The organism is Pseudomonas sp. SMN11, from assembly GCF_052041945.1.
Lineage (GTDB): Bacteria > Pseudomonadota > Gammaproteobacteria > Pseudomonadales > Pseudomonadaceae > Aquipseudomonas.
On record NZ_JBKGGW010000020.1, the window covers coordinates 1 to 20,260 of the forward strand.

Genomic DNA, 20,260 nt, shown 5'->3' on the forward strand with positions numbered 1-20,260 from the left:
ATTTCAAATGACGCACCAGGCGGCGCACTGGATACAGCTACCGGATATCGCGAGTCCCCAACAATGCTCGCGCAACCCTGAGTACCCAGCATTGCTACTACTACCGCTGCCCCAATCAACTTCCGAACCATCATCAGGAGTGCTCCATTGCGCCGTCATTGGCAAGGCCGGTCATCGGCCGGACGCAACTATACGCAAGGTGATATCACTTTGATACTACTCATACCATGGAGGAGCCTACGCACTACAGCCACCGCCCCCTATGTTGACTGTAGGAAATTTCCTTTCTCCACATAGGAACTCGCGCTAAAGTCACTGGCGACAGGCCATCATTTAGGACGCGAGATGCAATTTTTTTGGGTGAACCTCGGCGCGACCCACAAGGAAGCCAAGAACGGACAATTTCTTTGGGCCCCACTTAGCTCACAATCCAAGACTGGAAAAGAGCAATTTCGGCTCCACTGGGATAACGTCGCCAAAGTCCAAACTGGTGATTTGATTTTTTGCTACCACGACAATTACATCCGAGGCATTGCGACTGCCAAGGATGACGCCCACATAGCCGACCGCCCTCCTCGACCATCATTTAGAGAGTGGCAGAACAAGGGTAACCGTGTAGATATTAATTACAACGAACTGAAGCGCCCCGTGCGCAGCGATGACATTGCCGAACTCTACATGATGCAATTCGACTCTCGCACTAAACCTCGACTATTCAACAGCGCGGGTGGTATCAATCAGATCTATATGGCTTCTCTGCCTGCTGATGCGGGCCTATTTCTGCTAGAGCAAGCTGGGATCCTCATAGAATATGAAGATCGCATGATTGACAACGGCTCATCTCAAAAAGTGAGCAATACAACCAGAACAGCGCTGATCGAAGCCAGGGTCGGTCAAGGGGCATTCAGATCAGGATTGCTAAGCCGCTGGGCTAGTAAGTGCGCCCTCACCGGCCTGCAAAACCCTAATCTTCTGGTTGCCTCTCATATCCACGCATGGAGCCTTGCTGATAATACCGCACGCCTAGACACCGATAACGGCCTGCTCTTAGCTGCACACATCGATCGCCTATTTGATTCGGGGCTAATTTCATTTTCTCAAAATGGTGAAATTCTTATCAGTGACATGCTGAATGAAGAAGAACGCCACATTTTACGATTGGACGAATACACAAAAATCGACAAATTGAACGATGGGAACCGAATGTATCTTGCGAAGCATCGAAAACGTTTTAGCTTCAGTTGAGTAACGTTACACCCTAGCTATAGAAAGGCTTTGATAGAAAGCGGCTGAGAGAGCCACCGAGTACCACAGTCGCCTTCAACATTGCCGGCCGAAATGCACTTGAATTAATGCCAATCCGCAGCCAACAAAAAAGCCCAATCGTTTCCGACTGGGCTTTTTCGTTTCAATAATGGTCGGGACGGAGTGATTCGAACACTCGACCCCTTGCACCCCATGCAAGTGCGCTACCGGGCTGCGCTACGCCCCGACTGGGCTTGAAGCATGTTCTCAATCCTGCCGAGAACGTTGAGGAATGTACCCTAACCTCCTGATAAATGAAACCTTTTTCTCAAAAAATTTTCCATTCACCAAAACCGCAAAGGCTCACTTCTTCAACACCACCAACACATCCTCCAATTCAACAATCATCTGCCGAATCAGCTGCTTGTACTGGCTCGACTCATCCTTCACCTCATCACTGGAGAGCCGCAACCGCGCCCCGCCAATGGTAAACCCCTGGTCATACAGCAGGGCCCGGATCTGGCGGATCATCAGCACATCCTGCCGCTGATAATACCGCCGATTCCCCCGCCGTTTCACAGGGTTGAGCTGAGGAAACTCCTGCTCCCAATACCGCAGCACGTGTGGCTTCACAGCACACAACTCGCTGACTTCACCGATGGTGAAGTAGCGTTTGCCCGGTATGGGGGGCAGTTCGTCGTTATGGCTTGGTTCCAGCATAGGCCTCAACCCGGGCCTTCAACTTCTGCCCTGGACGAAAGGTGACGACGCGCCGTGCAGTGATCGGGATCTCTTCCCCAGTCTTGGGGTTGCGGCCCGGCCGCTGGCGTTTGTCGCGAAGGTCGAAGTTGCCGAAACCGGACAACTTGACCTGCTCGTTCTCTTCAAGTGCGTGCCGAATTTCTTCAAAAAACAGCTCGACCAGCTCCTTGGCCTCACGCTTGTTAAGCCCCAGCTCCTCGTACAGCCTTTCGGCCATCTCAGCTTTCGTCAGAGCACCCATGCCGTTATTTCCTTAACGTGGTGTTCAACCTTTGTTCGAGCGAGGTGAGGATGTTTTGCAGGGTAGTGTTCACCTCATCGTCGTTAAGAGTGCGCGATGGATGCTGCCAGGTCAAGCCGACGGCGAGGCTTTTTCTATCAGGATCAATGCCTTTACCTTGGTAGACATCAAACAGCCTGAGGTCTGTGAGCCATTCGCCTGCATTGTCACGAATTACTTCAAGCACGTCTTGAGAAGCTACATCACGTCCTGCGATCAAAGCCAGGTCGCGACGGGTTTCCGGGAACTTGGAGAGTTCGCTGAATTTCGGCAGGCGGCCTTCGACCACGTCACCCAGTACCAGCTCGAAGACGAACACCGGGCGGTCCAGGTCCAAGGCCTTGGCCAGCTCCGGGTGGATGGCGCCGAGGTAGCCGACGTCCTTGCCGTCGCGCTGGATCACAGCGGTCTGGCCAGGGTGCAGGGCTGGGTGTTTGCCGGCGGCGAAGGTGAAGTCGCTCAGGGCGCCGCTGTAGCCCAGCAGGGCTTCCACGTCGGCCTTGACGTCGAAGAAGTCGATGGTGTCGCGCCCGTTCGCCCAGCCTTCTGGCAGGCGGCTGCCGGTGACAACGCCGGCGATCATGGGCTGCTGCTGCAGGTTACCGAGCTGGCCGACGAAGCGCAGGCCGCTTTCGAACAGGCGCACGCGGTCTTGCTGGCGGTTGAGGTTGTGCTGCAGTGCCTTGACCAGGCCCGGCCACAACGAGGCGCGCATGGCGGCCATGTCGTTGGAGATCGGGTTGGCCAGCAGCAGCGGCTCGACGCCTGGGCTGAACAGCTCGAACAACTTCGGGTCGATGAAGCTGTAGGTGATGGCTTCCTGGTAGCCGCGGGCGACCAGCAGGCGGCGCAGGTTTGGCAGCTCACCGCGGGTTTCCGGGCGGGCTTGCGGCGCGAGGCGAGCTTGCGGGTAGCGCACTGGCAGGTTGTTGTAACCGTACAGGCGGGCCAGTTCTTCGATCAGGTCGACTTCTAGGCTGATGTCGAAGCGGTGGCTTGGGACGTTGACGGTCCACTGCCCTGCCCCGTTAGCTTGGGTAGCCAGGCCGAGGTTGTTGAGCAGCTGCTCGACCTGGGTCGGGTCCATCTCCATGCCGAGCATCTGGGTGATGCGGTCGGCGCGCAGGGTGACCGGGGCGACGTTTGGCAGATGCTGTTCGCTGACGGCTTCGACCACCGGGCCGGCTTCGCCGCCGACGATGTCGAGGATCAGCTGGGTGGCGCGCTCCATGGCTTCGCGGGCCAGCTGCGAGTCGACGCCGCGCTCGTAGCGGTGCGAGGCGTCGGTGTGCAGGCCGTAGGAACGGGCTTTACCGGCGACGGAGATCGGCTCGAAGAAGGCGCTTTCGAGGAACAGGTCGCGGGTTTTTTCGGTGTTCACACCGCTGTGCTCGCCACCCATGACGCCGGCGATGGCCAGGGCGCGGGTGTGGTCGGCGATCACCAGGGTGTCGGCACGCAGGGCCACTTCCTGGCCGTCGAGCAGGACGAGTTTCTCGCCCTCTTCGGCCATGCGCACGCGGATGCCGCCGTTGATTTCGGCAAGGTCGAAGGCGTGCATCGGCTGGCCGAGTTCGAGCATCACGTAGTTGGTGATGTCGACGGCGGCGTCGATGCTGCGCACGTCACTGCGGCGCAGGCGCTCGACCATCCACAGCGGGGTCGGCTTGCTCAGGTCGACGTTGCGGATGACGCGGCCGAGATAACGCGGGCAGGCCGCCGGGGCGCTGACTTCGACCGGGCGCACTTCGTCATGGGCCGGGGCAACGGCTGGCACCACCGGGCGGGTGACCGGGGTGTCGTACAGGGCGCTGACGTCGCGGGCGAGGCCGGCGATGGACAGGCAGTCACCGCGGTTCGGCGTCAGGCCGATCTCGATGCTGGCGTCGTCCAGGCTCAGGTACTGACGGATGTCGTCGCCTACCGGGGCGTCTGCAGCCAGTTCCAGCAGGCCGTCGTTTTCTTCGCTGATCTGCAGCTCGGCGGCCGAGCAGAGCATGCCGAACGACTCGACGCCGCGCAGCTTGGCCTTCTTGATCTTGAAGTCGCCTGGCAGTTCGGCGCCGATCATGGCGAACGGGATCTTGATGCCTGGGCGGGCGTTAGGCGCGCCGCACACGACCTGGAAGGTTTCCTGGCCGTTGCTCACCTGGCACACGCGCAGCTTGTCGGCGTCCGGGTGTTGTTCGGTGGCGAGGATCTCGCCCACGACGATGCCGCTGAACTGGCCGGCAGCGGGGGTCACGCTGTCGACTTCGAGGCCGGCCATGGACAGGCGGGCGACCAGTTCGTCACGGGAGACTTGCGGGTTTACCCAACCGCGCAGCCACTGTTCACTGAATTTCATGCTGTTCTCCTGAAAGTTGCGTCGGGCATTGACCTAGCGGAATTGCGCGAGGAAGCGCAGGTCGTTGTCGAAGAACAGACGCAAATCGTTGACGCCATAGCGCAGCATGGCCAGGCGCTCGGCGCCCATGCCGAAGGCGAAGCCCTGGAATTCTTCAGGGTCGATGCCAGACATGCGCAGCACGTTCGGGTGCACCATGCCGCAACCCATGACTTCCAGCCAGCCGGTCTGCTTGCACACGCGGCAGCCCTTGCCGGAACACATCACGCACTGGATGTCGACTTCGGCGGACGGCTCGGTGAACGGGAAGAACGACGGGCGGAAGCGCACGGCCAGTTCTTTTTCGAAGAACACGCGCAGGAATTCTTCGATGGTGCCCTTGAGGTCGGCGAAGTTGATGCCGCGGTCGATCAGCAGGCCTTCGACCTGGTGGAACATCGGCGAGTGGGTGATATCCGAGTCGCAGCGGTAGACGCGGCCCGGGCAGACAATGCGGATCGGCGGCTGGGTGGACTCCATGGTCCGCACCTGCACCGGCGAGGTGTGGGTGCGCAGCAGCATGTTGGCATTGAAGTAGAAGGTGTCGTGCATCGCCCGGGCCGGGTGGTGGCCAGGGATGTTGAGCGCTTCGAAGTTGTGGTAGTCGTCTTCGACCTCAGGGCCTTCGGCGATGCCGTAGCCGATGTGGGTGAAGAACTGCTCGATGCGCTCGAGAGTACGGGTGATCGGGTGCAGCCCGCCGGTGGTCTGGCCACGGCCTGGCAGGGTCACGTCGATGCATTCGGCGGCCAGGCGAGCGCTGAGTTCAGCCTCTTCGAAGGCGGCCTTGCGTGCGTTGAGCACGACGGTGACGCGCTCTTTGGCGTCGTTGATCAGCGCGCCGACTTTCGGACGCTCGTCGGCTGGCAGGTTGCCCAGGGTCTTCATCACCTGGGTCAGTTCGCCCTTCTTGCCGAGGTACTGAACCCGGATCTGTTCCAGGGTATTGATGTCTTCAGCGCGCTCGACGGCCTCCAGGGCTTGTGAGACCAGCGCATCCAGGTTTTCCATGTACAGACTCCAGATACGAAAATAGGGGAAGAGCTTTGAAGGCTCTTCCCCTATCGATGACGTTCAATGCCCGGCGCCGCAAGCGCCGCCGGGTGATTGTCGCGGGTACTTAAGCCAGAACGGCTTTAGCTTTCTCGACAATCGCAGCAAACGCCGCTTTTTCGTTCACTGCCAGATCGGCCAGAACCTTACGGTCGATTTCGATCGAAGCCTTTTTCAGGCCAGCAATCAGACGGCTGTAGGACAGACCGTTGGTGCGGGCACCGGCGTTGATACGAGCGATCCACAGTGCGCGGAACTGACGCTTCTTCTGGCGACGGTCGCGGTAGGCGTATTGGCCTGCCTTGATGACCGCTTGCTTGGCTACGCGGAATACGCGCGAGCGTGCACCGTAGTAACCTTTAGCCAGTTTCAGAATTTTCTTGTGACGCTTACGAGCGATGACGCCACGCTTAACACGAGCCATGAGTAACTTCCTCTATCTAAACCAGAATTAACGTACGCGCAGCATGCGCTCGACTTTTGCCACGTCAGACGGGTGCAGCAAGCTGGCACCGCGCAGTTGACGCTTACGCTTGGTCGACATTTTGGTCAGGATGTGGCTCTTGAAAGCGTGCTTGTGCTTGAAGCCAGAAGCTGTCTTCAGGAAGCGCTTCGCAGCACCGCTCTTGGTTTTCATTTTTGGCATGTTGAACTCCGCATTCGAAAAAAATTACACAATAATCATCAGGCCTGCCGTGCCCGGGAGATTACTTCTTCTTTTTGGGGGCGATGACCATCATAAGCTGGCGTCCTTCCATCTTCGGATGCTGCTCAACGGTGCCGTATTCGGCGAGGTCAGCTTCGACCCGCTTCAACAGCTCCATGCCCAGCTCCTGGTGGGCCATCTCACGACCGCGGAATCTCAGAGAGATCTTGGCCTTGTCCCCATCGGTAAGGAAACGTACCAGGTTGCGTAGTTTTACCTGGTAATCCCCATCCTCCGTCCCTGGACGAAACTTGATTTCTTTAATCTGAATCTGCTTCTGGTTTTTCTTGGCTTCGTTAGCCTGCTTCTTCTTCTCGAAGAGGTGCTTGCCGTAGTCCATGACCTTGCAGACAGGTGGTACCGCGTCTGCAGAAATTTCTACCAGATCCAGCTTCGCTTCATCAGCGATACGAAGCGCTTCATCAATCGAGACGATGCCAACCTGCTCGCCATCAGCGCCAATTAACCGAACCTCGCGGGCCGAGATATTCTCGTTGATCGGGGCCTTCGGTACAGCACGCTTATCGTTTCTCATTTCACGCTTAATAGTCATTACTCCGATTCTTGGCGACCACGCCGGGAAACCGCTTGTGTCAGGAGCTCAGCGAACTGGGCGACGGGCATGGAGCCCAGGTCTGCGCCTTCGCGAGTACGCACAGCGACGGTTTGCGTTTCGACTTCGCGATCCCCTATAACCAAAAGGTACGGGACCTTGAGCAAAGTATGCTCGCGGATTTTAAAGCCGATCTTCTCATTTCTCAAGTCCGACTTGGCACGGAAACCGCTGCCGTTCAGAGCTTTTTCCACTTCAAGGGCGAAATCGGCCTGTTTGTCGGTGATGTTCATGATCACCGCCTGGGTCGGTGCCAGCCAAGCTGGGAAGACGCCGGCGTAGTGCTCGATCAGCATGCCGATGAAGCGTTCGAACGAACCGAGAATGGCGCGGTGCAGCATGACCGGGCGAACTCGGCTGTTATCTTCGGCGATATAGCTGGCATCCAGGCGCTCTGGCAGGTTCGGGTCGTACTGCAAGGTACCGCACTGCCAGTTACGGCCGAGGCAGTCGCGCAGGGTGAACTCGATCTTCGGACCGTAGAACGCGCCCTCGCCCGGCTGGTATTCCCACTCCAGGCCCGACTCGTTCAGGGCGTCGGCCAGTGCGCCTTCGGCACGGTCCCACAGCTCTTCGGAGCCGACACGCTTGGCCGGACGGGTGGACAGCTTCATGGCGATGTCGGTGAAGCCGAAGTCCTTGTACACGTCCAGGGTCAGCTTGATGAAGTCGGCGGCTTCTTTCTTCACCTGTTCTTCGGTGCAGAAGATGTGCGCGTCGTCTTGCACGAAGCCACGCACGCGCATGATGCCGTGCAGGGCGCCGGACGGCTCGTTACGGTGGCAGGCACCGAACTCGGCCAGGCGCAGCGGCAGGTCGCGGTAGCTCTTCAGGCCCTGGTTGAACACCTGCACGTGGCACGGGCAGTTCATCGGCTTAACCGCGTAGTCACGGCTTTCCGACGAGGTGGTGAACATGTTTTCGGCGTAGTTCGACCAGTGGCCGGAACGCTCCCAGAGGATGCGATCGACGACTTGCGGGGTCTTGATTTCCGAGTAGCCGTTTTCGCGCTGGACCTGGCGCATGTACTGCTCGAGCACCTGGTACACGGTCCAGCCGTTAGCGTGCCAGAACACCATGCCCGGGGCTTCTTCCTGCAGGTGGAAGAGGTCGAGCTGCTTGCCGATCTTGCGGTGGTCGCGTTTTTCGGCTTCTTCGATGCGCTGGATGTAGGCGGCCAGCTGCTTCTTGTCGGCCCAGGCGGTGCCGTACACGCGTTGCAGCTGCTCGTTCTTGGCATCGCCGCGCCAGTAGGCGCCGGACAGCTTGGTCAGCTTGAATGCCTTGAGGAAACGAGTGTTCGGCACGTGCGGGCCACGGCACATGTCGACGTATTCTTCGTGGTAATACAGGCCCATGGCCTGCTCGTCCGGCATGTCTTCGACCAGGCGCAGCTTGTAGTCTTCGCCACGGGCCTTGAACACGTCGATGACTTCGGCGCGCGGGGTGACCTTCTTGACCACGTCGTAGTCTTTTTCGATCAGCTCCATCATGCGCTTTTCGATGGCGACCATGTCTTCAGGGGTGAAGGGGCGCTCGTAGGCGATGTCGTAATAGAAGCCTTCGTCGATAACCGGGCCGATCACCATCTTGGCGGTCGGGTACAGCTGTTTCACCGCATGGCCAACCAGGTGGGCACACGAGTGACGAATGATCTCCAGTCCCTCTGCATCTTTAGGGGTGATGATCTGCAGGGTGGCGTCGTTGTGGATCAGGTCGCATGCATCGACCAGTTTGCCGTCGACCTTGCCGGCCACGGTGGCCTTGGCCAAGCCTGCGCCGATGGAAGCGGCGACGTCGGCGACGGATACGGCGTGATCAAACGAACGTTGACTGCCATCGGGAAGAGTAATAACGGGCATGGCGCCTCCTCTCCTAGTGGTGACCCCTACCAAAGGTCACGTGGGTTGGGATGAGCCAGTACAAGATCCGACCTGCCTTCCCTGCGGGGAAGCCTGCCTCACAGTGGCAGAAGCCTTTCGGCTTGCCAGGGACGAACCAGAGTGACTGGAAAGAAAAAAGCTCGCAGCAAAGCCTTTGCTGCGAGCCAGGCATGCTAGCACGCGGGTTGCGTGGCTCGTAGAAATATTTGGAAATTACGCCGCTGCGGTGAACTATCGCGGAAAAATTCCTATCAGACCTTGGGAAGCAACCTACTCTTGTTGAGACCTTAACCCAAGGAGTAACTGGTTATGCGAGTACCGTCTCTTCTGGCCCTGGCGGCCGCTGGCGCCCTGCTGCTGCCGATGGCTGCCAACGCTGGCAACTTCCCTGCCGGGAAGGAGGCCCACTACATGACCCAGTGCCAACAGGTGGCCAGCGGCCAGGGCGTCGACGCCGCGACCGCGAAAAAGCACTGCGACTGTGGTGCCCAGGCCATCAAAAAGAATTTCACCGATAAGGAGATCGCAGATCTGGACAGCACCGACGGCGTGGACGCCAAGCTGATGCAGAAAGCACAGACGGTTGTGCAGGCTGCCTGCAAGCCGAAATGAGCCGTGCGCAGGGTGTGATCGACGCATCATTTGCCCTGGATCAACATCCTGCGAAGGTAAAAGGCGCTAGATGCGCAGAATTAGACTATGATGTTGCCCGTGCTCCGTAGCCTCGGCCACATTGCACCACTGAAAAATCTAAATGTTCTGGAGATTCACCTCATGTCCAATCGCCAACAAGGCACCGTCAAATGGTTCAATGATGAGAAAGGCTACGGCTTCATCACCCCAGCAGGCGGCGGCGACGACCTGTTCGTACACTTCAAAGCCATCGAATCCGACGGCTTCAAGAGCCTGAAAGAAGGCCAGACTGTTTCCTTCGTCGCCGAGCGCGGCCAGAAGGGCATGCAGGCTGCGCAGGTTCGTCCGGAGTAATTCGGGCAGCTGTAAAAAAACCCGCCACTTGTGGCGGGTTTTTTTATGGGTGTTTCCCAGCGTGACGTTTTTTTGTAGGAGCGGCCTTGTGTCGCGAAAGGGCTGCGAAGCGGCCCCAGGATCTCAGCTTCGCCGCATAAATTGCCGGGGCCGCTGCACGGCCCTTTCGCGACACAAGGCCACTCCTACAAGGGGCCGCGTTGCAGCGGGGTCAACCGCAGTTGACGCGGGTCACCACACCCTGCTCGTCCACATTCAGGTTCAGGCGCTCGGAGCGATACTCAAGGGTCACCACGTCGTGCGGCTTGAGAATGCGCGCCATCTGCGAACCACTGGCCTTGCGTGCCTGCTCCAGCAGGTCGGCGCTGCCCGGCTTGCCGATGGCGAAGTCGGCACCGCTGGCCTCGCAGCGGCCATCGTTGCCGGCCGACGCCTCAGGCGCCTTGCCACCCCCGGCGTTACCGCCAGAGCTGCAACCAGCCAGAACAGCAGCCACCGCCAGGGTTGCCAGGAAAGCGCGGGTACGGAACATGAATCCTCCTAAAATCTATCTGGGAACTGTCTGATCCGACAGCTCCGCCAGGAATTTGTTGCAAAACCGCGCAAGTCTGCCTGAACACGCCACGCCGACGCCAAAGGCAATCGTGACCGAATTTTACCGCTCAACCGACGAGCCGCTTGGTTTGCGCCGCAAAGTCATGATTTACTTTAGGAAGTGAAGGCATAATGCCTCCTTCGAACACCAGGATTCGGTGTTCGCCCCTCCGCCCCGGGCCCGCAGCGAGAGCCTTTCATGAGCAGCCACAGCATCGACGCCGATATCAAGGTCAAATGGGCCGAAGGCCAGAGCGCCTACAGCCCCAGCACGCCCGAAGAGTTGCTGTTGATCGCCATCGACCTGCTGGTGCGCGACCGCGGTGGCGAGGCGGCACGCAGCTTCATCGACCAGGTGTTCGAGCGCTACGCACCGCACACGGCTATTGCAATCGAGCCAGGCGCGCGCTGAGCAGGTCGAAAAAGCCCTGGGCGTCACCCTCGTTCACCCACAGTACATTGGCCGGCTGCTTGAGCACCCCGTACCAGTCGGCGATGGTCTGGCCGAAGGTCGGGCCTTCGCGGCTGTCGACGCTCATGTGGATGCGCCGGCCGCTGAACAGCTCGGGTTTGAGCAGGTAGGCGATGACGCTGGCGTCATGCACCGGGCCACCGGGCATGCCGTACACGTCCATGTCGTGCTTGACGTAGGCTTCCAGGATATCGACCACCTTCTTGCTTGCTTGGTTGTTCACGGCCGCTAGCTGCTTGAAGCGCGTGTCGCTGGTAATGATCTTGTGGGTGACATCCAGCGGCAGGTAAGTCAGCTGCACGCCGCTGGCCAGCACCACCTCGGCGGCATGCGGGTCGGCATAGAGGTTGAACTCGGCAACGGGGGTCATGTTGCCGCCGTTGAAGTGGGCGCCGCCCATGACCACCACTTCCTTGATGCCTTTGGCGATCTCGGGTTGCTGGATCAGCGCCAGGGCCAGGTTGGTCTGCGGGCCGAGCATGGCGAGGGTGATGCTGTGGGGCTTGGCGCTGCCCAAGGTGTCGACCAGGTATTGCACGGCGTTGCCCTGGGCCAGGGGCATCTTCGGTTCGTGCACCTGGATACCGGTCAGGCCTTCTTCGCCGTGGACATCGGCGGCGTAGATGGGCGCTCGTACCAGTGGGCGCCCTGCCCCGGCGTATACCGGGATGTCTTCGCGGCTGGCCCATTCGCGGGCCAGGCGGGCGTTGCGCGAGGTCTTTTCCAGGCGCACGTTGCCGGCGACGGTGGTGATGGCGCGGATGTTGAGCTCTTCGGGTGAGGCCATGGCCAGGAACAGCGCGACCACGTCGTCGGCGCCGGGGTCGGTGTCGATGATCAGGTCACGCGGGGCGGCCTGGAGAGTGGTGGTGGCAGCTGCGGCCATGAGGGTGAGTCCTTGTAGCAGGGGTTTGAGCATGGGGGCACTCCTGTTGCCATGAAATGTGATGCGATAACTGTAGGAGCGGCGTTGTGTCGCGAAAGGGCCGCAAGGCGGCCCCGGCAATTCAGGCGGCGAAGCTGGAAATGTGGGGGCGCTTCGCACCCCTTTCGCGACACAAGGCCGCTCCTACAAAAAGCGCACCGCGTTTCGCTTGCTAGAAGGTGACGCCAGAAATCAGGGCGATGTTGCTGTAGGGCTGGCATTCGCCGGTGCGGACAATCGCCCGCGCATTGCGCGACAGCTCCTTGAAGGCTTCATGGCTCAGCCATTCGCGCTTACCCAGCTTGCCCTTCAAGCGCTCGACCTCGACCAGCGCTGGCGGCACCACCTTCTGCATCTCTTCGGCCAGCAGGTGCCGCTCCACCTGCAGCTCGCTCAACACCGCGCGCAGCACGCTGGCAAAATCCGGTATCCCCGCCGTCAACGCCAGGTCGATCAGTTCGACACCTGGCGGCACCGGCAACCCGGCATCGCCGATCACCAGGATGTCGCCATGGCCCATCCCGGCAATGGTCCGCGACAGGGCGACGTTGAGCAGCGTGGTCTTTTTCATGGGGTCAGCTCCGCCAGATAGGGAATCGACGGCTGGGCACCGGCGCGGGTGACGGACAAAGCTGCGGCGCGCTGGCCGAAAGCGATGGCCTCGCCCTCCCCCTTGCCCTGCACCAATGCAGCAGCAAAACCGCCGATGAAGGTGTCGCCTGCCGCCGTGGTGTCCAGCGGCTGCACCTGGGGCGCCGGGAAATGCTGGCTGCCGTCGCGACTGACGAACAATGCCCCTAGCGCGCCCAAGGTGACGATTACCTTGCCGGCACCTAACTGCAGCAGACGCTCACCGGCACGACGGGCGCTTTCGAGGTCGGTGACCGACTCACCGGTTAGCGCCTCGGCCTCGCTTTCGTTGGGGGTGAGGTAGTCGATATGGGCGAACCAATCGGCCGGCAGCGGACCGGTGGCCGGCGCCGGGTTCAGGATCACTTGCTTGCCCAGTTCGTGCCCCCTGGCCAAGGTCCAGGCCACGGTTTCGGCTGGCACCTCGAGCTGGCAGATGATCACCTCGGCCGCTTGCAGCAAGGCATCGAAACGCTGCACCGACTCAGGTGTCAGCAGCCCGTTGCCGCCCGGAATGATGACGATGCAGTTCTGGCTGGCAGCGTCCACGGTAATCAGCGCCACGCCACTGGACACGCCTGGGCACACGCTGACCGCCTGGCAATCGATGCCTTCCACTTCCAGCGCCTGGCGCAACTGCTGGCCGTAGGCGTCATCGCCGACATTGCCCACCATCGCCACACTACCCCCCAGCCGCGCCACCGCCACCGCCTGGTTGGCGCCCTTGCCGCCGGGCACGGTGAAAAAGCTTTCCCCGGCCAGCGTTTCGCCGGCTCGTGGCAGCCGCTGGGCGCGGGCCACCAGGTCCATGTTGAGGCTCCCGACCACCACTACCTTGGCATGCATGGCAATTCCTTAGCGGTAATCATTGAACAGGTCCGGGCGCGGCCCGGTGGATTCGCGCAGCACGATGCGCGGGGCGACAATGCGCTGCTCGGCCGCATCGCGACGTGGCGTGACGATGCGCGACAGCAGCAAGGCGGCGGCATTCTCGCCCAGCTCGCGAATCGATTGGCCGACGGTGGTCAGCGGCGGGTACACATAGCGGCTCAGCTCGATGTCGTCGAAGCCGATCACCGACAGCTCGCCCGGCACGTTGATGTTGCGCTCGGCAGCGGCGCGCAGCACGCCGAAACCGATCATGTCGTTGCCGGCGAAAATCGCCGTCGGCCGCTCGCCATCGAGTAGCTGTGCGGCGGCGGCATGGCCACCCGGGCTGGTGAAGTCGCAATGCAGCACACGCCCCGCCAGCACCTCGGCCTCGGCTTCGGCCATCGCCCGGCGATAGCCGCTCAGGCGCAACTGGGTAACGCCGGTCTCGGCCGGGCCGCCGATGTAGGCGATGTCGCGATGGCCCAGCTCCAGCAGATGGCGGGTCGCCAGGTAAGCACCGTGTTCGTGGTCGATGCGCACCAGGTCGGCATCGACGCCTTCCAGTTCACGGTCGACGATGACCATCGGCGTGCGCACGTTGGTCAGGCTCTGCAGCAGGTCGGCATCCTCGCCCACCGACGCCACCACCAGGCCGTCGATGCGCTTTTCCAGCAGCACGCGCAGATAGCTGCGCTGCTTCTGCGGGTTGTCGTCGGAGTTGCACAGGATCACGCAATAGCCGTTGCGCTCGCAGGCATCCTCGATGCCCCGAGCCAGCTCGGCGAAGTACGGGTTGACGCTGTTGGGCACCAACAGACCGATGGTGGCCGTGCTGCGCGCCTTGAGTGAGCGGGCCACGGCGCTGGGCACGTAGTCGAGTTCAAGGATGGCTGCTTCGACCTTGAGCCGTACCTGTTCGCTGACCGGGCGGGTCTTGTTCAGGACATGGGATACCGTGGTGTAGGAAATGCCCGCGAGGGCTGCGACGTCTTTGATGGTTGCCATGTTGTCAGTTCCGCCGGCCTGCACGCCGGCTACGATAAGTGTCGAGCACCACGGCGATGACGATCACCGCCCCGGTGATGATGCGTTTGGTGGGTTCCGACGCGCCGATCTGCGCAAGGCCCGCGGCCAGCACGGAAATGATCAGCACGCCGAAGAACGTACTGATGACCGAGCCGCGCCCGCCCATCAGGCTGGTGCCGCCGATTACCACGGCAGCAATCACCTGCAGCTCCAGGCCGGACCCGGCATTGGGGTCGGCGGCTTCCAGGCGCGAGATCTGGAACAGTGCGGCCAGGCCGGCGAGCAGGCCCATCAGGGCGAATACCAGCACCTTGTAGGGGCGCGGGTCGATGCCGGCCAGGCGCACGGCCTCTTCGTTGGTGCCGATACCGATCAGGTAACGGCCGAATACCGTGCGGGTCAGCACCAGCTGGGCCAGCACTATCACCAGCAAGGCGATGATGAAGGCCGGCGAGATGCCGAAGGCGACCGGGTCGGAGAACCAGGCGTAGGCATCGCCGATATAGGCAGTGCGCGAGTCGGTGAATTGATAGGCCAGGCCGCGGGCCATCTCCAGCACGCCGAGCGAAACGATGAACGACGGGATGCGCCAGGCCACGGTGACGCCACCGGTGATACTGCCGGCCAAGGCAGCGACGGCCATGCCGAGCAAGGCTGAAGGCAGCACGCCCCAGCCCCAGCCGAGGATCGCCACGCTGACCGTGGAGGCCGCCAGGGCCAACACCGAGCCTACCGACAGGTCAATGCCGCCGATGATCAGCACGAAGGTCATGCCCACGGCCAGCACCATCAGGTCGGGGATCTGGTTGGCCAGGGTGCTGAAGGTAGCGTATGACCAGAAGTGGCTGCTCAGGAACGAGAACAGTACGATCATCGCCAGCAAGGCGCCGGCCAGGCCCAGGTAGGTGCCCAGGCCAAAATAAGTGCCGCTGCGGCGCACCGGCGCGCCGCTTGGAGTATCGAGGGGTGTGGTCTTCATGCATCCATCCTGGGCGCTGCTTCGTGCAGCAGGGCATCACGGTTTTGATAGCCGGCGAAGGCGGCTGCCAGCAGTTGATCCTGGCTCCAGTGTTCGCGGTCGAAGGTATCGATCAGGCGGCCGGCGGAAAGCACGGCGATGCGGTCGCAGATCAGCATCAGTTCACGCAGGTCGCTGGACACCACCACCAGGGCCTTGCCCTGGCGCGCCAGCTCGGCCAGCAGGCCATAGATGTCGAACTTGGCGCCGACGTCGATGCCACGAGTAGGCTCATCGAACAGCAGCACCTGGCAGTCGCGCTCCAGCCAGCGGCCGATCACCACCTTCTGCTGGTTGCCGCCGGACAGTTCGCCGACCGCCTGGGCCGGGCTGGCGCTGCGGATGCGCATGGCGCTGATCTGGCGTTCAGCCAGGGCCTGTTCTGCCTCGCCGTCGAGCACCCCGGCGCGGGACACGGCGGGCAAGTTGCCCAGGGCGATGTTGGCGCTGATAGATTGGGTTAGCAACAGGCCTTCGCCCTTGCGGTCCTCGGTGATCAGGGCGATACCGGCTTTTACCGCCGCCTTGGGCGAATCGATGGTCACCGCCTTGAGCGGCTGGCCGATCTCGATGCTGCCGCTATCGGCGCGGTCAGCACCGTAGATCAGCCGCAGCAGCTCGGTACGCCCGGCGCCGATCAACCCGGAGATGCCAAAGATCTCCCCTGCCCTGACCTGCAGCGATACATCGCGCACTTTGTCGCCGCGGCGCAGCTTGTCGACCTTGAGCAACGGCGCGCCGATGGTGCGGCGGCCCAGGTCGATATGCTCACCCAGTTCGCGGCCAACCATCAGGTTGACCAGCTCAGCGCTGCTGTAGCGCTGGATCGGCTCGTCGCACACCAGTTGGCCGTCGCGCAGCACGACGATGCGCTGGGCCACGCGCTGCAACTCTTCAAGGCGGTGGGAGATGTAGACGATGGCCACGCCGCGCTGGCGCAGGCGCTTGATCTGGGTGAACAGCAGCTCCACTTCGCGGGCGGTGAGCATCGCCGTGGGCTCGTCGAAGATCAGCACATGGCAGTCGCCGATCAGGTTGCGGGCGATCTCGACCATCTGCTGATGGCCGATGCCCAGCTCGCCGACCGGGGTGTCCGGGTCGATGGCGTCCAGGCCGACCTGGGCCATGGCGGCCGTGGCCAGCTGGCGCAGGCGCTTGTGGCTGATCCAGCCGAAGCGGCTGGGCAGGTTGTCGAGAAACAGGTTTTCCGCCACGGTCAGGGTCGGCAGCAGGTTGAGTTCCTGCATGACCATGCGCACGCCGAGGCGCTCGGCCTCGCTGCGGCTGGCCGGCGCGTAGGCCTGGCCGCGGTAGGTCATGTGCCCGGTAGTCGGGGTTTCCAGGCCGCAGATGAGTTTGGACAGCGTGCTCTTGCCCGCGCCGTTCTCGCCGGTCAGCGCCAGCACTTCGCCGGCGCGCAGGGCCAGGCTGACCTCGGCCAGCACCGGCTGGGCGTAGCTCTTGCCCAGGCCGCTGGCGACAAGCACCACTTCATTGGCCGATGCTGACATGGCCATCTCTCCTGCTGGGGTCAGGGCTTGGTGATGAGTTCGACCGGGGTCTGGATGACGTTGTCGGCGTCCACGTCCGGTTTCTCGCCCTTGAGCACTTTCAGCGCTGCCTGGATGCCGTACACGGCCTGCTGGCTGGCGGCCTGGTCGAGGGTGGCAAGCACGCGGCCATCCTTGAGCATCGGCTTGATGGCGTTGATGTTGTCGTAGCCCACCACTTGCACCTGGCCGGTCTTGCCGGCGGCGCGCACGGCCGAGACGGCGCCCAGTGCCATGCTGTCGTTACCGGCCAGCAGCGCCTTGAGGTCGGGGTATTCGTTGAGCATGGAGGCGGCGACGGCGTTGCCCTTGTCGATTTCCCAGTTGCCGGACTGCACCGAGACGATCTTCATCTTCGCGGCTTCCATCGCATCCTTGAAGCCAGCGGTACGCTGCTGGGCATTGGTGGTGGTCGGCACGCCTTCGATGATACCAACCTGGTCACCGGCCTTGAGCTTCTGATTGGCCAGGTAATCACCGACCAGGCGGGCGCCCTTGCGGTTGTCGGGGCCGACGAAGGGCACGCTGATGCCCTTGCTCTTGAGCAGTTCAGGGTCCAGGCGGTTGTCGATGTTGATGACGATGACGCCCTGGTCCATCGCCTTCTTCACGGCCGAGACCAGCGCCTTGGAATCGGCCGGCGCGATCACCAGGGCCTTGGCGCCGGAGTTGACCATTTGCTCGACGATGCGGATCTGTTCACCGGTATCGGTTTCGTTCTTGATACCGTTGGCAACCAGGTCGAAATCGCCAGGGTGGGCTTTCTGGTAGTCCTTGGCGCCGTCTTCCATGGTGCGGAAGAATTCATTGGCCAGCGACTTCATGACCAGCGCGACCTTGGGTTTTTCTTCCGCGTGGGCGGCAGACAGCGGCATGGCGAGGGACAGCGAGGACAGGACGGCGAGCGCCAGCAGACGACCGGGGAACGGCAGCTTCATGGGAGATGACTCCGAATCTTGTGATTTTTATCGGATCGCAAACGTTTGCGTTGAGTAACTATGGAAACAAGACCTGGTTTTGTCAAATCCGTTTCGCTGGCGGGGGCAAGACGCGGCTGGTACTGATTATCCGGAATTTTTCCGAAAAACCGAACACCTTTTCCTATGCTTGTTCGGGGTTCCGAAGGGGAATACGCCCTTGTAGGAGCGGCCTTGCGTCGCGAAAGGGGTGCGAAGCGCCCCCGGATCTCAGCTTCGCCGCTTGAATTGCCGGGGCCGTACTGAGGCCCTTTCGCGACACAAGGCCGCTCCCACACGCGACCGCGCACAGCTGGTACGGAATCTGCCTGTCGTCCTGTGCGACACAGCAACCATCTCATTAGGAAGAGAGAGAACAATAATTATGAATGCTGCACTGAAGTCCTTCGCCCCCAGCGCCCTGGCGCTGCTGCTGATCCTGCCCGCCACGGCCTCGGCAAAGGAAGCCGAAACCCAGCAGAAACTGGCCAATGTGGTCATCCTCGCCACCGGCGGCACCATTGCCGGCGCTGGCGCCAGCGCTGCCAACAGTGCCACCTACCAGGCCGCCAAGCTCGGCGTCGACAAGCTGATTGCCGGCGTGCCGGAACTGGCCGACCTTGCCAATGTGCGTGGTGAGCAGGTGATGCAGATCGCCTCTGAAAGCATCACCAACGACGACCTGCTGAAACTGGCCAAGCGCGTCGCCGAGCTTGCCGACAGCAAGGACGTCGATGGCATCGTCATCACCCACGGCACCGACACCCTGGAAGAGACCGCCTACTTCCTCAACCTGGTGGAGAAGACCGACAAGCCGATCGTGGTGGTCGGCTCCATGCGCCCGGGCACGGCGATGTCTGCCGACGGCATGCTCAACCTGTACAACGCCGTGGCGGTGGCCAGCGATAAGCAATCACGCGGCAAGGGCGTGCTGGTGACCATGAACGACGAGATCCAGTCCGGCCGCGACGTGAGCAAATCGGTGAACATCAAGACCGAAGCGTTCAAGAGCGCTTGGGGCCCGATGGGCATGGTGGTGGAAGGCAAATCGTACTGGTTCCGCCTGCCGGCCAAGCGCCATACCACCCAGTCGGAATTCGACATCAAGCAGATCAGCAGCCTGCCCCAGGTGGACATCGCCTACAGCTATGGCAACGTGACCGACACGGCTTACAAGGCGCTGGCGCAGAGCGGTGCGAAAGCGATCATCCATGCCGGGACCGGCAATGGTTCGGTGTCGTCGCGGGTGGTGCCGACGTTGCAGGAACTGCACAAGAATGGCGTGCAGATCATTCGCTCGTCCCACGTCAACCAGGGTGGTTTCGTGCTGCGCAACGCCGAACAGCCGGATGACAAGTACGACTGGGTGGTGGCCCATGACCTGAACCCGCAGAAGGCGCGGATCCTGGCGATGGTGGCGATGACCAAGACCCAGGACAGCAAAGAGTTGCAGCGGATCTTCTGGGAGTACTGATTGCGATGTGACCTTAGGGCTGGTGCGCTGCCTGCACCGGCCCTTGCCCGCGAAAAATCCAGCACCGATGCAGTTGCGAAATACGTTGCCTTGAAATACTGTACGCACATACAGCACAACAAGGAATCGCCTCCGTGGCCAACACCGCCGAAGCAACCGCAAGCAACTACCAGCAACTGGGCCTGCGCATCCAGAAGATCATCAACAACCCCCTCGCCCAGCGCAGCCGCGCCGCGCTGATCTTCCGCCTGGAGCACGAGTCACCCGATGACTGGGCAACCCTGCTCGAGGAAATCGCCGAGAACGACAATGTCACCCTCGCCCACCGCGATGACGGCGGCGTGCAGATTTTCTGGACCGTGCCGAAGGAGGACTGAGCCTCAGGCCAGCGCCTGCAAGTAGGCACTGGCCTCGCGGTATCGGGCCAGCCGCGCCAGGTCGGCGGGGCCTGGGACGGGAATACGCGAAAGGTCGCTATTGTCGGCCAGGTCGGCCAGCTTGACGGTGCGCGCCAGCGGATCACTGCCCAGGCGCACCACGAAGTCCTGATAACTTTCGCCCTTGTTCCGACTCAGGGCCAGCAAGGCGGCGAGAATTTTCAGGGGGAAGCCCTCTCGGGCCAAGTCGGAAAGGGTCAGCGACGTGTCTTCGATCACGTCATGCAGCACCGCGACAATGCGCTGCTCCGGTGTGCTGACCCGCATCATCACTCGCAATGGGTGGAGGATATAAGCCGCCCCACCCTTGTCGCATTGCCCTTCATGTGCCCTGGCGGCCACGGCAATGGCCCGCTCCAGCGTAGACATGAGGCCCTCCCCGTTTGGCTA

Annotated in this window: 23 protein-coding genes and 1 tRNA gene; 6 read left to right on the top strand and 18 right to left on the bottom strand. The window is 61.5% G+C overall.

Translation table 11 applies throughout. The features are described 5' to 3' along the window. The first annotated feature begins 345 nt into the window (after window positions 1-345). On the top strand, window positions 346-1,245 hold the full coding sequence (locus ACLEJU_RS17040) for an HNH endonuclease (RefSeq protein ID WP_435425159.1): 900 nt from the start codon (window positions 346-348) through the stop codon (window positions 1,243-1,245). A 170-nt stretch (window positions 1,246-1,415) separates the two neighbouring features. On the opposite strand, the gene ACLEJU_RS17045 is transcribed toward ACLEJU_RS17040, so the two are convergent. The 9 genes from ACLEJU_RS17045 to thrS form a co-directional block, all read right to left on the bottom strand. Further along, window positions 1,416-1,492, bottom strand: a tRNA-Pro gene (locus tag ACLEJU_RS17045). A 116-nt stretch (window positions 1,493-1,608) separates the two neighbouring features. Further along, entirely contained in the window at window positions 1,609-1,965 is a 357-nt protein-coding gene (locus ACLEJU_RS17050) for a MerR family transcriptional regulator (protein ID WP_008100384.1), read from the bottom strand. Next, the gene (ihfA, locus tag ACLEJU_RS17055) at window positions 1,946-2,248 is read right to left on the bottom strand and encodes an integration host factor subunit alpha (RefSeq protein ID WP_003250679.1); all 303 of its coding nucleotides are present in this window, start codon (window positions 2,246-2,248) and stop codon (window positions 1,946-1,948) included. The genes ACLEJU_RS17050 and ihfA overlap by 20 nt, the downstream gene beginning before the upstream one ends. A gap of 4 nt (window positions 2,249-2,252) precedes the next feature. Next, on the bottom strand, window positions 2,253-4,634 hold the full coding sequence (gene pheT, locus ACLEJU_RS17060; protein ID WP_435425158.1) for a phenylalanine--tRNA ligase subunit beta: 2,382 nt from the start codon (window positions 4,632-4,634) through the stop codon (window positions 2,253-2,255). A gap of 33 nt (window positions 4,635-4,667) precedes the next feature. Further along, a complete protein-coding gene (gene pheS, locus ACLEJU_RS17065; protein ID WP_054887103.1) occupies window positions 4,668-5,684 on the bottom strand; it encodes a phenylalanine--tRNA ligase subunit alpha in 1,017 nt (338 codons plus the stop codon). Window positions 5,685-5,793: 109 nt separating this feature from the next. Further along, window positions 5,794-6,150 (bottom strand): 50S ribosomal protein L20, encoded by a 357-nt coding sequence (gene rplT / locus ACLEJU_RS17070; protein ID WP_003250671.1) that lies wholly within the window; start codon window positions 6,148-6,150, stop codon window positions 5,794-5,796. Window positions 6,151-6,177: 27 nt separating this feature from the next. Then, window positions 6,178-6,372, bottom strand: a complete 195-nt coding sequence (rpmI, locus tag ACLEJU_RS17075; RefSeq protein ID WP_003250667.1) for a 50S ribosomal protein L35 — start codon at window positions 6,370-6,372, stop codon at window positions 6,178-6,180. Between the two features lie 61 nt (window positions 6,373-6,433). Further along, window positions 6,434-6,985, bottom strand: coding sequence for a translation initiation factor IF-3 (infC, locus tag ACLEJU_RS17080; RefSeq protein WP_012052879.1), 552 nt, complete (start codon window positions 6,983-6,985; stop codon window positions 6,434-6,436). Continuing rightward, window positions 6,985-8,907, bottom strand: coding sequence for a threonine--tRNA ligase (thrS, locus tag ACLEJU_RS17085; RefSeq protein WP_435425157.1), 1,923 nt, complete (start codon window positions 8,905-8,907; stop codon window positions 6,985-6,987). Before thrS ends, infC begins: the two co-directional genes overlap by 1 nt. Window positions 8,908-9,237: 330 nt before the next feature. Between thrS and ACLEJU_RS17090 the strand changes: the two genes are divergently transcribed. Beyond that, window positions 9,238-9,540 carry a hypothetical protein gene (locus ACLEJU_RS17090; RefSeq protein WP_110638674.1) on the top strand — a complete coding sequence of 101 codons (303 nt, stop codon included), beginning with the start codon at window positions 9,238-9,240 and terminating at the stop codon, window positions 9,538-9,540. 162 nt (window positions 9,541-9,702) lie between these two features. Next, window positions 9,703-9,915, top strand: coding sequence for a cold-shock protein (locus ACLEJU_RS17095; protein ID WP_003250656.1), 213 nt, complete (start codon window positions 9,703-9,705; stop codon window positions 9,913-9,915). A gap of 211 nt (window positions 9,916-10,126) precedes the next feature. Here the strand turns inward: ACLEJU_RS17095 and ACLEJU_RS17100 are convergent, their stop codons facing one another. Then, a complete protein-coding gene (locus ACLEJU_RS17100; RefSeq protein WP_435425156.1) occupies window positions 10,127-10,447 on the bottom strand; it encodes an I78 family peptidase inhibitor in 321 nt (106 codons plus the stop codon). A gap of 261 nt (window positions 10,448-10,708) precedes the next feature. Here ACLEJU_RS17100 and ACLEJU_RS17105 point away from each other — a divergent pair, with 261 nt between their 5' ends. Continuing rightward, window positions 10,709-10,921 carry a hypothetical protein gene (locus tag ACLEJU_RS17105; RefSeq protein WP_103446789.1) on the top strand — a complete coding sequence of 71 codons (213 nt, stop codon included), beginning with the start codon at window positions 10,709-10,711 and terminating at the stop codon, window positions 10,919-10,921. On the opposite strand, the gene ACLEJU_RS17110 is transcribed toward ACLEJU_RS17105, so the two are convergent. The 7 genes from ACLEJU_RS17110 to ACLEJU_RS17140 form a co-directional block, all read right to left on the bottom strand. Beyond that, the gene (locus ACLEJU_RS17110) at window positions 10,893-11,900 is read right to left on the bottom strand and encodes a nucleoside hydrolase (RefSeq protein WP_435425155.1); all 1,008 of its coding nucleotides are present in this window, start codon (window positions 11,898-11,900) and stop codon (window positions 10,893-10,895) included. The two genes, ACLEJU_RS17105 and ACLEJU_RS17110, sit on opposite strands and share 29 nt — an antisense overlap. A gap of 178 nt (window positions 11,901-12,078) precedes the next feature. Then, complete coding sequence (rbsD, locus tag ACLEJU_RS17115; RefSeq protein ID WP_435425154.1) at window positions 12,079-12,477, bottom strand: D-ribose pyranase; 399 nt, start codon at window positions 12,475-12,477, stop codon at window positions 12,079-12,081. Then, window positions 12,474-13,382 carry a ribokinase gene (gene rbsK / locus ACLEJU_RS17120; protein WP_435425153.1) on the bottom strand — a complete coding sequence of 303 codons (909 nt, stop codon included), beginning with the start codon at window positions 13,380-13,382 and terminating at the stop codon, window positions 12,474-12,476. The genes rbsD and rbsK overlap by 4 nt, the downstream gene beginning before the upstream one ends. A gap of 9 nt (window positions 13,383-13,391) precedes the next feature. After that, on the bottom strand, window positions 13,392-14,414 hold the full coding sequence (locus ACLEJU_RS17125; RefSeq protein WP_435425152.1) for a LacI family DNA-binding transcriptional regulator: 1,023 nt from the start codon (window positions 14,412-14,414) through the stop codon (window positions 13,392-13,394). Between the two features lie 4 nt (window positions 14,415-14,418). Next, complete coding sequence (locus tag ACLEJU_RS17130) at window positions 14,419-15,414, bottom strand: ABC transporter permease (RefSeq protein WP_435425151.1); 996 nt, start codon at window positions 15,412-15,414, stop codon at window positions 14,419-14,421. Continuing rightward, window positions 15,411-16,964, bottom strand: a complete 1,554-nt coding sequence (locus ACLEJU_RS17135; RefSeq protein WP_435425150.1) for a sugar ABC transporter ATP-binding protein — start codon at window positions 16,962-16,964, stop codon at window positions 15,411-15,413. The genes ACLEJU_RS17130 and ACLEJU_RS17135 overlap by 4 nt, the downstream gene beginning before the upstream one ends. Window positions 16,965-16,984: 20 nt before the next feature. Further along, on the bottom strand, window positions 16,985-17,941 hold the full coding sequence (locus ACLEJU_RS17140) for a sugar ABC transporter substrate-binding protein (RefSeq protein ID WP_435425149.1): 957 nt from the start codon (window positions 17,939-17,941) through the stop codon (window positions 16,985-16,987). A 403-nt stretch (window positions 17,942-18,344) separates the two neighbouring features. Between ACLEJU_RS17140 and ACLEJU_RS17145 the strand changes: the two genes are divergently transcribed. Both ACLEJU_RS17145 and ACLEJU_RS17150 read left to right on the top strand, forming a co-directional pair. After that, on the top strand, window positions 18,345-19,433 hold the full coding sequence (locus tag ACLEJU_RS17145) for an asparaginase (RefSeq protein WP_435425148.1): 1,089 nt from the start codon (window positions 18,345-18,347) through the stop codon (window positions 19,431-19,433). 134 nt (window positions 19,434-19,567) lie between these two features. Continuing rightward, on the top strand, window positions 19,568-19,810 hold the full coding sequence (locus tag ACLEJU_RS17150) for a DUF1654 domain-containing protein (protein WP_435425147.1): 243 nt from the start codon (window positions 19,568-19,570) through the stop codon (window positions 19,808-19,810). 3 nt (window positions 19,811-19,813) lie between these two features. Here the strand turns inward: ACLEJU_RS17150 and ACLEJU_RS17155 are convergent, their stop codons facing one another. After that, a complete protein-coding gene (locus ACLEJU_RS17155; RefSeq protein WP_159411225.1) occupies window positions 19,814-20,239 on the bottom strand; it encodes a GTP pyrophosphokinase in 426 nt (141 codons plus the stop codon). Window positions 20,240-20,260 lie beyond the last annotated feature (21 nt).

What these genes read in the sequence shown, in the direction of transcription:
- ACLEJU_RS17095 (WP_003250656.1), top strand. Translation starts at nt 9,703, where the DNA reads ATGTCCAATCGCCAACAAGGCACCGTCAAATGGTTCAATGATGAGAAA.
- ACLEJU_RS17145 (WP_435425148.1), top strand. Translation starts at nt 18,345, where the DNA reads ATGAATGCTGCACTGAAGTCCTTCGCCCCCAGCGCCCTGGCGCTGCTG.
- ACLEJU_RS17040 (WP_435425159.1), top strand. Translation starts at nt 346, where the DNA reads ATGCAATTTTTTTGGGTGAACCTCGGCGCGACCCACAAGGAAGCCAAG.
- ACLEJU_RS17130 (WP_435425151.1), bottom strand. Translation starts at nt 15,414, where the DNA reads ATGAAGACCACACCCCTCGATACTCCAAGCGGCGCGCCGGTGCGCCGC.
- ACLEJU_RS17110 (WP_435425155.1), bottom strand. Translation starts at nt 11,900, where the DNA reads ATGCTCAAACCCCTGCTACAAGGACTCACCCTCATGGCCGCAGCTGCC.
- rbsK (WP_435425153.1), bottom strand. Translation starts at nt 13,382, where the DNA reads ATGCATGCCAAGGTAGTGGTGGTCGGGAGCCTCAACATGGACCTGGTG.
- ACLEJU_RS17155 (WP_159411225.1), bottom strand. Translation starts at nt 20,239, where the DNA reads ATGTCTACGCTGGAGCGGGCCATTGCCGTGGCCGCCAGGGCACATGAA.
- rplT (WP_003250671.1), bottom strand. Translation starts at nt 6,150, where the DNA reads ATGGCTCGTGTTAAGCGTGGCGTCATCGCTCGTAAGCGTCACAAGAAA.
- ACLEJU_RS17090 (WP_110638674.1), top strand. Translation starts at nt 9,238, where the DNA reads ATGCGAGTACCGTCTCTTCTGGCCCTGGCGGCCGCTGGCGCCCTGCTG.
- rbsD (WP_435425154.1), bottom strand. Translation starts at nt 12,477, where the DNA reads ATGAAAAAGACCACGCTGCTCAACGTCGCCCTGTCGCGGACCATTGCC.
- ACLEJU_RS17050 (WP_008100384.1), bottom strand. Translation starts at nt 1,965, where the DNA reads ATGCTGGAACCAAGCCATAACGACGAACTGCCCCCCATACCGGGCAAA.
- thrS (WP_435425157.1), bottom strand. Translation starts at nt 8,907, where the DNA reads ATGCCCGTTATTACTCTTCCCGATGGCAGTCAACGTTCGTTTGATCAC.
- ACLEJU_RS17125 (WP_435425152.1), bottom strand. Translation starts at nt 14,414, where the DNA reads ATGGCAACCATCAAAGACGTCGCAGCCCTCGCGGGCATTTCCTACACC.
- infC (WP_012052879.1), bottom strand. Translation starts at nt 6,985, where the DNA reads ATGACTATTAAGCGTGAAATGAGAAACGATAAGCGTGCTGTACCGAAG.
- pheS (WP_054887103.1), bottom strand. Translation starts at nt 5,684, where the DNA reads ATGGAAAACCTGGATGCGCTGGTCTCACAAGCCCTGGAGGCCGTCGAG.
- pheT (WP_435425158.1), bottom strand. Translation starts at nt 4,634, where the DNA reads ATGAAATTCAGTGAACAGTGGCTGCGCGGTTGGGTAAACCCGCAAGTC.
- rpmI (WP_003250667.1), bottom strand. Translation starts at nt 6,372, where the DNA reads ATGCCAAAAATGAAAACCAAGAGCGGTGCTGCGAAGCGCTTCCTGAAG.
- ACLEJU_RS17105 (WP_103446789.1), top strand. Translation starts at nt 10,709, where the DNA reads ATGAGCAGCCACAGCATCGACGCCGATATCAAGGTCAAATGGGCCGAA.
- ihfA (WP_003250679.1), bottom strand. Translation starts at nt 2,248, where the DNA reads ATGGGTGCTCTGACGAAAGCTGAGATGGCCGAAAGGCTGTACGAGGAG.
- ACLEJU_RS17135 (WP_435425150.1), bottom strand. Translation starts at nt 16,964, where the DNA reads ATGTCAGCATCGGCCAATGAAGTGGTGCTTGTCGCCAGCGGCCTGGGC.
- ACLEJU_RS17100 (WP_435425156.1), bottom strand. Translation starts at nt 10,447, where the DNA reads ATGTTCCGTACCCGCGCTTTCCTGGCAACCCTGGCGGTGGCTGCTGTT.
- ACLEJU_RS17140 (WP_435425149.1), bottom strand. Translation starts at nt 17,941, where the DNA reads ATGAAGCTGCCGTTCCCCGGTCGTCTGCTGGCGCTCGCCGTCCTGTCC.